Source organism: Streptomyces sp. NPDC051172 (genome assembly GCF_040682555.1).
Lineage (GTDB): Bacteria > Actinomycetota > Actinomycetes > Streptomycetales > Streptomycetaceae > Streptomyces.
This window is the reverse complement of the sequence record NZ_JBFBBE010000070.1, coordinates 39305-51060: the sequence shown is the minus strand read 5'-3', so window position 1 is coordinate 51060 and position 11756 is coordinate 39305. Positions and strand designations below refer to the sequence as shown.

The following is an 11756-nucleotide window of genomic DNA, read 5'->3' as shown; positions in this document are numbered from 1 at the left end:
GCGTACCGCCTCGGCATGCCCGAGCTTCCGGTCGAGACGTTCATCGAGGCCTGTGACGTCCTCGTCCAGCAGGACAAGGCATGGGTGCCCGCGCATCCGCCCTCCCAGCAGCGCGGGTTGGTGATCTGCTCGGCCACCGCCGGATCCGTCACAGACTCGCCGGCGAGCAGCACCACGGGGATGCGCTCGACCGGATCGAGAACATGGACGCTCGCGGCGAGCACGCCGAGCGACTTCACGGCGGCGCTCACAGGACGGTCGCGGTGATGTGGCAGTCCGGCGAGTACAGGACCGGCATCGCCGCGGCGGCACCCTTGGTCCAAATCTGCACCGGATCATCCTCGACATCACGGGTGATGACGATGCCCGGGGCGTCCTCCCGCTCGATCTGCGGGTTCGTCCCGCGGGACAGAGCCAGGGACTCGGTGGTCGTGCCGTACTGGGTCTGGCCCCACTTCGCCCGGTCCGGCGGCAGCATGATCCACCGGTCCTCCGGCAGCACCCGCTTGGACACGTCGTCCTGCCACACCTGAGCCTTGTAGAACGTGACCGGCGGCAGACCGTAGTTGCCGCGCACCGAGTTGATCTGCTGCGGGTTCAGCGTCGCAGTTGGTGTCTGCCCGCCTGCCGGGGTGCCGTAGTAGGCCGCCCTGTAAGCGCCGTTCGACGCCAGGTGCGACCACGCCTTGCGGGACGTGAGCACCATCTCCGGTGCCGGTGCGCCGATGGAGTCGAGATAGTCGATCCACCGCAGCTCGTCCGCGATTGGGTCCGCCGCAGGGTCAGACCACGGCTTCGGTGCCGTCGGCATGTTGGCCTGCGGGACGCCGTAGTCGGCCTCGACCGTCAGGCCGTTCTCCCCGGTGAGGGTGAACTTGCCGTCCAACAGAACGTCGCCAGCAGCGAGTTCGAGCCGGGAGCGGATCGCTTCGACGTGCCGCTCCACGTCGTCGTACAGCAGCTCCACCAGGCGGTCCTCGTCCGCGCCACGCGAGGCGTCCAGGAGGAGCTGCTCCATCTCGCCGACGAGGAGCTTCTGGCCGAGCGCCGGCAGGGTGCCTTCGGTCTGCGTGGACTCGGCCTGACGCTTCGCGAACGGCACGCTCGTGTCGTACGCCCGGTACGAGGCGGCGTTCACGCGGCGCTTGCTCTGCCGGATGCGCCACTTCACGTCCTGCACCTTGGTCTCGGCGAACACCGTCTGGGTGAGCAGGAAGTCGCTCGGGTTCGGGATGGTGCGTGCGTAGACCGTGAGGTCGGCGACGGACACGTTCTTCAGGAGATCGGCGACGCTCACGCGCTCACCGCCCCGAGGAAGCGGATCAGCGCCCCAGCCGGGCTCGGAGCGATCTTGGCCGGGTCAAGCCCGCCCGGGATCTTCGCTGTGTTCACGGTGCCGTGCCAGAACAGTGCGGCCGGGACCTTGGTGACGCCGGGAGTGAACGGCGCCTCGGCGTACACGAGGCCGGCGAACACTTCGCGGCCGTCCTTCGCCGCGGGATCGTAAGCGGCGAAGAGCCCGGAGGCGGTGATGCGTCCGACGGGGACGCCTGAGCGGATGAAGCCGTGCGGCTGGGTGGCGGTCGGCTCGACGTAGTGGGTGTTCTTGGTGAGCTTCGTCAGGTCGAGGGTGATGGTTTCCGTGGAGTCGGTGCCGTGCCGGGACGCGAGCCAGTCCCGATTGGCGGTGACGGTCACGGAGGTGGTGTACGGCTGGATACTCAAGCCGCTATCTCCTGGTGATGCGGTGCGGTCGCGCACTCACCGGATGGTGGAGCCGTCCACGAGGAGGAAGCGGGGCGTGGTCCCCGAGCAGGGTGGTGCAGACCCTGCGAGTTAGTCGGAGGTGGAGATCAGGCCGCGTCGTCGGGCCATCTCCAGGCCTGCCGCACCCGGGGTACGGTCGACACCTCCGGGGCGGGGCGGCGGCACGGACGCCGGAGCACCGCCGGGAGCGGCTGGGCCCGAACCCGTAGAGACGAGGAACAGCTCAGGCCGGCGCTCCTTCAGCTCCTGGACGGCGTCCTCGAGCGCAGAATCGTCCGCATCGCCTGGGACGCGAAGGAGTGCCACGGCATCGTTGAGATCGCGGCCAGTCGCTCCCGCGCTCACGAGTACGGAGCGCCGGGAGGCTTCCCGCTCCTTCGCGGCCGCCGCGGTTTCACGGGCGATGGCAGCCTGCTCCCGTTCGGCGAGGGCCTGCTCACGGCGCTGTGCCTCGGTCAGCTGCTCCTGCTCAGCGTGGCGAGCGTGGGTGATGAACTCTTCGAGTGCTGACGTGCTCGAGAACCCGAGCTTGTCGACGAGAGTGCGGATCGCGGCACGGCCACCCTGGTCCTTTTCCCGCGCCATCAGGGTGTTGAGCTGCTTCTGGCTGAGGCTGAGGGTCGCCTCGTCATTCGAGGGGTCCTCAGAGGACGCACCCAGGATGGGGAAGATCGGGCGGCCGTCGCGGCGGAAGCCAACCGCGATGTTCGGGTCAGGCAGGGTGCGGGTCATCAAGAAGTGCTGCTCCCAGACGGCCCCGCGCCAAGTGCGAGTCTACTGAGGGGAACAGCAGACTCGAGGCTGCACGTGGGTGCGCACAGCAGGAACGGATTCCGACCCCTGTGTCTTTGGCTGACCAAGGACACAGGGGTCGAGATCTGCCGATCCCGCGCTGCTACAAGTCCCGCACAATGACCGACGACCCGAGTTGTTGGACGCGCTCTGTGAGCCTGTCGACGGCGTGAGCGTTGACAACCACTTGGATTTGGCCCTGAAGGAACGAGACGTCATTGCCGTCGACCAGTTGGTACAGCTCCCTGAACAGCTGACTCAGAGCGTCGGCGTTACCCGTGTTGTTCAGCATGCTCTGCGTGATGGAGAAACCAAGTTGCTTCTCCTGGGGCGGAGCAGGTGTATCTGCGTTGGAATCATCCTGGTCTGGTTCCGCTTCGCCGCTGGGGCCAGGGGCGAGTTCTGGCTGCTGCTCGCTGTCTGGCTCGTGGGGCGGTGCGTCATCGACAGCGGGGGGCAGAGGTTTTCCGAGCCTAAGTCGTTGACTCGAGAGGTTGATTTCCGCGACTCCGGTGACAGCAACTTCCTGGTCTTCGCTGTCGACGATGCGGAGGAGACCATGCCGGACAGCATCGAAGAGCGCCTGCCGCAGGTCGTCCTGCCCGCCATGAAGGAGCGGAAGCCTTGGGGTGTTCCAGAATGAGTCCCGAAGCTCATCGAGCGGACGCCCATAGTCACTCTCGCGAAGGTTGTGAATTAGAGCCCTCGCCGTGAACGTTCCTTGGTCGAAGGCTTTCCCTTTCTCAACGAGAGCTTTCCAAACGGTAGTACCAAGAAGCGCGGTTTCAGTCTTGGCGTCAAACGTCACTTCGTCGACTGAGCGGGTGGCCTCGTCGTCGGGTTGCGCCAGGAACAAGACGTGTTGGAAGGCCCGCTTGACGTGAGCTTCAAGGCTGCGTTTTGCATCATTGCGTTCGGCTGTCGCCTTGGACTTCATGTCCGGGTCGGTCTGCGTCTCCGGGTAGCTGAGGACTCTCTCCGCTGCCAGGTAATGAGTCGCGACTCGACGCGCTGCATGGCGCTGTTGCGTGTTGGCGATGACAAAGACTACGGATGACGCCCACCTCGTCGGGAGTTTGTCATCGCCAAGGCCGACCGCTGCCTGTACAGCGTCGCGGGTCGCGCGATCGGCACCGTTGCGTAGCGTGAACTGGGCAGGGTCGAGCACCACAAGACGTGAGACTCGCGCGTCATCAATTCCGGCGCCGGCGAGTACGTCTCGGGGCGACTGACCGTCTGTGGATGCCCGCACGAACTGCTTGCGATCGAACGGACCCGTGTCGGCAAGGTCTTCGGCGAAGTCGGCGATCGCTGCGTCGCGCTCGGCATCCGTGATCGTGTCCCGCATCGCACGCTGCAGCATGAGCAGGGTTTGCTCAGTCGACAGGAAGTAGCGGGTTGCCTGGCCCTTTTGGCCGGGAGTTACTTCGATACTGACCAGGCCTGTCTCGGGGTCGGTCAGTTCCTTGATGACCGTGTCAGCGTCCGCGAAAATGTAGGCAGGGTCACCAACTGCCGTTGCTGCCTTGACTTCAGCGTCAGTGGCGCCGCGGCGGCCCTGGCTGCGCCCGGAGACGATGGATGCCATGAAGATGGCGGTGGCCGCACGCTCAGCGGCGCGCGGGTTGGAGTGATGCCACAGGGCGCGGTCGTCGGAGCCACGCGCTATGTCCATCAGCCGGGCTGTACCGCTCGTGTCCTGAAGGCCGACGATGTCATTCTGTGCCAGGGAGCGGTAGTTGTTCTGGGATTTCGGGTCGCTGATAAGGCCGGACCCGATGATGGCTTCACGCACCTGATTACTTGAGAGCGGGAGGTCGCCCGGAGCGATAAGGTGCGGCGCCCACCCGCCGGACTTCCCACGCTGCTGGAGTTCGTAGACGGTGGCAGCGAACACCTTTATGGTCGAGCGCACCTTCTGAAATCCTGCACGATTCGCCCACTCATGCTCCGCCATGTGCATTAGCTGCGGGTGGAAGGGGTAGGTGCGCGTTACTTCATCGGCGAACTTGCTTGTCCACGGTTCTCGGATCGCGTCGAAGACCTTGGTCTTCCACTGTCCGTTCTCCATGGCTTCCTTGAAGTCGCGGATGGTGGCGTCAACTACTTCTTGTTTTGGAGGCTTGAGGAAGATTCGACGCCGCAGAATCGCTGCGAAGTCCTCATTCTCGTGCACGCCAAGGGGCTTCCCGTTGCGGTCGAGGAGCCGTTCGAGGTCGACGCGCCGGCGCGTGCCTTCGGCGCTCAGTGAGATCGAGTCCTTTTCGGAAGCGATCATGACGGCCAGCATCGCGGTGTGTGGTGTCTTCGTTACGGCGTCCAGAAGAGCCCGCATGAACGCTTGGTCCTGGGCGATCAGCGTCTCGTCACCGACTCCGTCGAGCCCGTTGCCGAAGTAGTTCATGATCTCGTCGACAATGATCAGGACTGGCCTGCCGAGCGACGTGATGGCTTCGGAGATTTTGGACAGATTGCTGAAATGTTCGCGATATGCGTCGTAGCGTGAATAGTCGCCTTCGAAGAGGCGCCACAGGAATCGCTCGTAGAGACTCTTCGCGGGGCCGTCGTGTTCTTGGACGGTCACACCAGGAGTCATGTTGTCGCAGGGAAGTACGACAACGTGCGGGTTGTCCAGGTCCTTGGGGAGTGCCCGGCCGAGGATGGTCTCAGCCTGCTTGAAGATGGCCTTGCCAATGTCAGTCTTGGCCAGACTGCTTGGAGCCGAGCCGAGGTGGTAGGCGCCGATACACGCATGGGACTTACCGCCACCCATGCCTTGGTCGAGCCTGAGGAGAGCGTAGGGGACCTTGGCGTAGTCGCTTCCGCCACCAAGCCGAATCGCGATCTGAGCCAAGAGATCGGTCAACGATCCTGTGGGGTGCGTGATCTCGCCGTAGTACGACGCGTCGGCGTACAGCGGACGCTGATCCCCTGTCCCGTAAACCGCGTGGTACAGAGACATCTGTACGTCAGCGATGGAGCCCGAGGCGTTCAGGATCTCAGGGCGGATCCGAAGCGCCTTCCACCACGGCGTCACACCGCTCTTGGTCACTCCAACTCCTTGCGTTCTGATCGATATTGGTCGGGTTGCCGCTTCACACGACGGTTACCACAGGGTGGGGTTGAGATCGCTCTTGGCGGTCTCACGTGCGGTGCGGATCTGCGCGCTCGCGATGTTCCGTGCAGCTACATCTACACCGCGGCGAGCACGTTGGAGACCGTTCCAGGCTGCAACGTCGGCATCTCCCTCCGGCAGCCGGTTCGCCAGGTAGCTGATAGCTGACCACAGGTATTGGTCATCGTTGTCCCGTGCGGCGTCGACGAGGACTTCTGCGACTGCATCAACCCCGTCTGGCCACGCCTTGGCCATGGCCAAGGCCACGTCGATGACCGATGAGTCCGACGTGATAGTGCTCTTGAACTCCTTGGCCGCGAGGAACCGGCACCCCTTCTCACCTTGGTGCAAAAGATTCTTTACATCGCTCATGTCCAGGTCGCCAGCGAGAACCTGCCACCGTAGTTCGGACTTCGGAGCCAACTGCCTGCCGTAGAGACGTACCCACCACAATGCGAAGCGTGTGCGGACATCGAAGGAGTCGAGCGGAAGGGAGACGACCTTGATGTCCGCGGCTTCCTGTACCGCCTTTCGCGCAACGATCAAGAACCGTTCCAGTCCTACGACGTTGCCTGTGACATCAAGGATCTGGGAGTAGAGCCCGGTGACCTCCATGGCAGGACCTGCCGAGGCCATGAGCATGTCGGTATGTGCAAGTCCGGAGCGATCCCAGAGCTCCACACGGTTTTTCACCTCCGCCTTGACTTGCGCCTCAACCGCAGCAAGACGGCCTTCGCTGCGGCCTGGAGGCGCCGGCCGACAAGCCATGGTCAAGGTTGTGACGATGTTCGCGGCCGTAGCCGAAGCTCCTCCGGACTCCGTCTTGGCCGGCCACGATCCAGTCAGGATCAGACCAGCTGCGGAGATCGCGCTGAGCAGACGGTGCCAGACCTCAAGATCACCGTGCCCGAAGACGATCGTGACAACGCCGTCTTCAGCCACGACCCTGCGCGCTTCGGCGAAGGCGCGGGCAATGCTGCTGTCGTAGTGCTCTCGCGTGCGGTGGTCGCCTGCGGGCCCACCGCCCCTCTTGACGATGATCTCTTCAGTCTTGTCCTGGACCCCGCCTGGGTGCGTGGTCATGGACAGCATGGGATCGGCTGTCTGCATGGCGCGTTTGGCCCAAACGAAGAAGACATCGCTGGAGTCGCTGTAGTCGATCATGTCGTCGTATGGGGGGTCTGTGACGACTGCATCCATCCAATTAGGCCGGAATGGAAGCGTAGTTGCACTTCCGCGCTGAATAGATGCGGGGAGCGCCGTAGCCCGCTGCCGGACGTTGCGGAGAGTGGTGACGGTTTGCTTCGAAAGGGACTCCCACGAGCCCGGCCCTGAAGAGAGTCCGCTCTCGAACCAGTCGTAGGAGAAGGACACAGCCGACTGATTGACGAAGATGTCGCCGACCTGGGCTCCGCCAGCCTTCTGGAGACGCGCCCCTCGGGTGGATCGGCGGATCTTCCGCATCATCGCAGCCGTGGCATAGCCAGCCAGGGCCCGCGCATAATCGGTGGAGACGCCGACTGTCAGGCATTCCTCGGTCGCTTCGTTGATGGCTCGGGCCAGCCGCACAAGGCCAAGCGTCTGGCGTGCCTCGAAAAGGTCACCGTAGGCACGGTCTCCGTAATTCACGGACTGGATAGTCCGAGTGTTTCCAGGGGCGATGAGTTCGTCAGGGCGTGCCGGCATCAAGCCGAACGGAGGTTCCTGGTTGAGAGCTTCTGCGGCCTGCTGGGCTGCAGCAACTTCCTTGTCGCTCGGCTGTCGGAAGACCTTGGTGCCGTCTTCCACGTCAATGTCCGCAGCGACGAGAAGCATGTCTTCGCGGTGACCTTCTGCACTCAGCCTGGTGTGTACCGCCTTGGAGTGCACGTGCTCGCAGAAGGGACAAACGGCGACACGTCCATCAGCCGAGTACTTGCTCTTCCCCGCTTGAACACGCGTGGGAGTGCCTGTCGGGGGTCCATCGTGAACGATGGCTTCACAGACGCCGGTCTTCGGATCCGCGTGGATACGAAAGCTCTGGCCCGGGTCGTCCTTCTTGGGGCGCGGTCTCCGCAGTTCGAGCTCGCCGACCAGAGGGAATCGCCGCCCGCACTCCTGGCAAGGAAGGGTTGATGCCCACAGGTATCCCCAGGGGTATCGCCCGCCACGAGTTGGATAGAACTCATCCATGTATGCGCGGAATCGGCGCCCTACCTCGTGAAGGAACTTCTCCACGTCGGCGACGATTCGGTCTGCGTCCTCCTCGAAAGGGAGAGGGTCGCGGAGAGGCTCGCCCTTGCGCCTGACACGGGGTACGGGCTTGAAGGGGAGCGCAGGCTCCTTGCTCCAGTCACGGAACGGCAGATCGGCTAGGAGCGAGCCACCGAGGGCGGCGAAGGGCGAGTAGTCGATGCCGAATGCCTTGGCCTGCAGGCGTCCAGCCTCCAGAGGGATCATGGCACGTCCGGAGAACGGGTCCAGGACACGAGGGCTCCTGCCGTACTCCTTCTCCAGGATCTCGTGGATCTCCTTGGCCTTTTCGGCGTTGCCTTTCAGCGCGTCGCGGACGAGGCCTTGCAGATGGCGCTGCTCTGCTTCACTCTCCGGCCAGGGGAGCAAACTCGTCAGTACAGCGGCCTTGGCCTGAGCGACTGGGCGCTTCGCGAACCACACCCACAGACTCGACTCCGTGTTTCCGCTGCCCCAGCTCTCGGAGCACGCGTCGCTTACCTCCGCGCAGGGAAACCAGCGTTCGATCATGCGGGTCATGCGGGACTCTCCTGTGTGCGGTCACGGGCAGTTCGCAGCGAGGAGCCGGGAATACGGAAGACTGCATCTCCGCGAATGTCACCGGCGAACACGTCAATGGGGTCCCGGAAGCTCCCGAAGAGGGTCCCCCGGCCGTCGTTGCACTGATCCACGACGTACAGCCAGAAGTCTCGTCGGTGCTGCATCGCCATGAGCACCTCGTTTCCGGTCAGCCGGATACCCCGCGATGCAGCGGAGTCCCAGACCCCCTTGACCTCGACGAGCCGCTGTTCCCGGCCCCTCCTTGCCTGGAGATCGTAGCCCCGGTTCTCCGTGTGGATGTCTGCTACGACCCAGCCGTCTTCTTGGAGGAGGCGTTGGACATGGCGCATCGCGATGCGCTCGGAGTCCTTCTCCTCAGTGGAACTGTCGACCGCTCCCGCGTAGACCCGCATTCGTGCCACGCAAGCGGGATCAGTGATCTCAACCTTGCTGAGGCGTTCGAGCTCCGTTAGCCGACCTTGGGTCTGGTCACGCAGACGGTTCCGCAGAGCCAGACGTTCATCCCGGTTTGGGACCTGGTGGGTGAGATCGACAGGAAGGTTCTCCAGGTCACGACGAGCGGCGGCGAACCATTCGTTACGGACCTCTTGGTACTTAGTGCGGGTGCTTGTGGCGAGCTCATTGGCCCGTTCCTCGGCAAGCTGTTCGCGGGCCGGGTGCGGAACCCCGCCGGACTTTGCTGTGGGGACCAGATTGGCGAGCGTTTCCCAGCGGACAGGATATGCGTCGCCTGTTTCGTCGACGCGGATGAGCCCAGCCCACGCTGTGCGACGCCTTCCACCGACCTCAGTGAGTGTGGCTTCGTAGGCGTACAACTCGTAGCCCGTGATACTCGTGGGGTCTTCCGCCGCACCCCCGCGGTACAGATCAGGGGCGAGAGCTTCAGAGACATGCTCGATGAGGTCACCGAAGGCGATGCTGCCCGGGCCGAGCGCCAAGACGCGAGAGATGTCGGCGGTCCCAGCGTTGTCCTTAAGGGCCTGGCTGCTCGTGGCGACCAGGGCCCGCTTCTCCCCGCCGAGCCCAGCCGGAAGGGTGGCGTTTGACGAGACCAGGAGGATGCCATCGCCGGCAGCTGTGTTCTGGACGCGAAGGAGTTCAGCCGAGTCGAGCCGCTTGAGGAAGGCCTCGACGATCGCAGGGTTGATGCGCTCGAGGAGGTCGTTCTGCAGGAGCGTGAGCGCGGCCATTGCCTCGACCTTGCTGGCGAGCTCTGCCTCTTGCGCTCGGGCTTGCCGTGCACGCCGCCGCAGGTCCGCGATATTGATACGCCGAGCCGCCTCCTCCGCTGCGTACCGGCGTTCCACGTCGTCGCCGTACATAGCCTGGAGCCATTCCTCGTAGCGGATGCCGGACAGCTCGGCTACGAGGGAGAGGCTGTCGAACATCTGGCCGTCGAGTTCGTTGGCGGCCGTCACGAACAGGTCAAGGAGTCGGTGGAGGGTGGCGCCTTCCCGGGTATCGACGGCGATCAGGTTGAACAGCTCGACGTCTCGGGTCTGGCCCACCCGGTGGATGCGGCCCATACGCTGTTCGAGCCGCACGAGAGACCAGGGGATGTCGTAGTTGATCAGGACGTGCGCTACCTGCAGGTCGATGCCCTCGTTGCCTGCGTCGGTGGAGACGATGATCTGGAACTCGCCGCGCATGAAGGCTGCCCGTACGGCGTCGCGCTCAGAGTTCGGCTGACGGCCGGAGTACATGCGAGCGGTGTAGCCCTCGTCGGCTAGCCGTTCGGCGATCCACTCAGCCGTGTCAGCGAACTCTGTAAAGATCACTGCCTGTTCGCCATTTCCCGGGCGGATTCCCTCTGGCGCCAGGCACTTGTCGACGAGGATGCGCCACTTCGAAGGGGTGGCCATCCGGTCCTGGAGGATCTGGTCTACCTGCTCGACGAGATCCGAAATTGCCTTGCGCTCGGCGCGGACCGCCGTGGAGTCCGCGTTGACGACTTGGGCTTCCTCACGTCCGGCCTCATCTTCCCCGTACGGGTCTGCCTGCACGGAGGCTTCCGCAGCGGCCAGGCGACCCATGTGCTCATGCCGTCGCTTCAAGGTCTCGCGCAGGGCGAAGAGGGAAGAGGCTGTGCGCTTGCCGTAGACCATGCGGGCCAGAGGCTGGGCATTCTGGAGCATGTAGCGGTCAACCAGATCAAGTGCCTGGTTGTAGATGGAGTGCTCCTGCCGGCTCAACGGAACTCTGTGGTTCGTGGCTCGACGGCGCTTGAACAGATGGCTTTGCCCGTCGTAGTCGACGAGGTCTTCCTTCATGCGGCGCAGGAAATGGATCGGGCCAGGAGTGAGCTTCGGCAGGTCCTGCGTCTGGTCGGCGCCCGGGTCGGGGTAGATGTCGGGGTCCACGATGTGCAGGAGGTGCCGGAATAGCCACTCGGACCCGCGGTGGGGCGTGGCAGTCATGAGCAGGGTGCGGGGTGCTCGGGACAGAAGCCGACCGACACGGTGGTAGGTCTGGGCCGTGGGGGTCAGCCGATGAGCCTCGTCGAAGACGACGATGTCCCAGCCCGCACGGTCTGGGCGGATGGCCTCCTGGACGGCTCCGTTGACTGCCGCCAGCTCCAGGGACACGATCCACATGTCGTGGGTGACATCGAGGGCGTGCTCGCGCACTGTTTCGGCAGTGATCCGGCGTAGACCGCCGTCGAAGAATCGGTCGAAGTCGGCCTGCCACTTCGATACCAGGTTGGCAGGCGCAACAATCAGCGCCTTCCGAACCAGTCCGTACCGCTGCATCTCGCGTAGGTACAGCCCAGCCATGATCGTCTTACCGGTACCCGGCTCATCAGCGAGCATGAACCGTAGCCACGGCTGGGGGAGCATGGCGCCGTACACGGCGTTGGCTTGGTGCGCATATGGATTCAGCGGCGACGAGGCGAGGAGTGTGCTCTTCGCGTTGGTTGCGGCCGCGGACATCCACTGTGTCCACATGCCGGCCAGGACTCGGGATGAGGGGGCGCTGCCGTCTTGGGTGAGGAGCTGGACCTGGGAGGCTTCGTCCGCGGTGAGGTCGACGCGGTGGAGTTCTTGATCGTCGGTCTCTACGTAGAGGCGCCATCCACCTCCGGATGTCTCCTGGGCGCCGTCGATGGTCACCCAGCCCTCGACGGTCTTCGGCAGGCTTACGCGCTGCCCCTGCTCGAACACCATCACCCCGAACTCGCTACTCTCTGTTCCGCGTCATATCCATCCAGTACAGCCGCCATGGCTAGCAGCCCCCTACCTTACCGGGGAGGCCGCAGAACAGGGCAGAACAGGGTGAGGCGGGGGTGCGT

The 11756-nt window shown here is 64.1% G+C and carries 7 protein-coding genes; all 7 read right to left on the bottom strand.

The features are described 5' to 3' along the window. A partial coding sequence (locus AB0N07_RS33100) for a hypothetical protein (protein ID WP_365841427.1) occupies window positions 1-251 on the bottom strand: 251 nt, incomplete at its 3' end. Next, window positions 248-1297: a major capsid protein gene (locus AB0N07_RS33095; RefSeq protein WP_289929103.1), complete on the bottom strand. Its 1050-nt coding sequence runs from the start codon at window positions 1295-1297 to the stop codon at window positions 248-250. The genes AB0N07_RS33100 and AB0N07_RS33095, both read right to left, overlap by 4 nt. Continuing rightward, window positions 1294-1725 (bottom strand): head decoration protein, encoded by a 432-nt coding sequence (locus tag AB0N07_RS33090; RefSeq protein WP_365841420.1) that lies wholly within the window; start codon window positions 1723-1725, stop codon window positions 1294-1296. The genes AB0N07_RS33095 and AB0N07_RS33090 overlap by 4 nt, the downstream gene beginning before the upstream one ends. 111 nt (window positions 1726-1836) lie before the next feature. Then, on the bottom strand, window positions 1837-2499 hold the full coding sequence (locus AB0N07_RS33085) for a hypothetical protein (protein ID WP_365841418.1): 663 nt from the start codon (window positions 2497-2499) through the stop codon (window positions 1837-1839). A 163-nt stretch (window positions 2500-2662) separates the two neighbouring features. Further along, window positions 2663-5611, bottom strand: coding sequence for a DUF499 domain-containing protein (locus AB0N07_RS33080; protein WP_365841416.1), 2949 nt, complete (start codon window positions 5609-5611; stop codon window positions 2663-2665). A gap of 54 nt (window positions 5612-5665) precedes the next feature. Then, window positions 5666-8425, bottom strand: coding sequence for a DUF1156 domain-containing protein (locus tag AB0N07_RS33075; RefSeq protein WP_365841413.1), 2760 nt, complete (start codon window positions 8423-8425; stop codon window positions 5666-5668). Continuing rightward, window positions 8422-11631, bottom strand: a complete 3210-nt coding sequence (locus AB0N07_RS33070; protein WP_365841423.1) for a helicase-related protein — start codon at window positions 11629-11631, stop codon at window positions 8422-8424. Before AB0N07_RS33070 ends, AB0N07_RS33075 begins: the two co-directional genes overlap by 4 nt. Window positions 11632-11756 lie beyond the last annotated feature (125 nt).

Bases quoted from the DNA above. Each gene is read 5' to 3' on its own strand.
- AB0N07_RS33085 (WP_365841418.1), bottom strand. From the start codon at position 2,499: ATGACCCGCACCCTGCCTGACCCGAACATCGCGGTTGGCTTCCGCCGC.
- AB0N07_RS33075 (WP_365841413.1), bottom strand. From the start codon at position 8,425: ATGACCCGCATGATCGAACGCTGGTTTCCCTGCGCGGAGGTAAGCGAC.
- AB0N07_RS33070 (WP_365841423.1), bottom strand. From the start codon at position 11,631: ATGGTGTTCGAGCAGGGGCAGCGCGTAAGCCTGCCGAAGACCGTCGAG.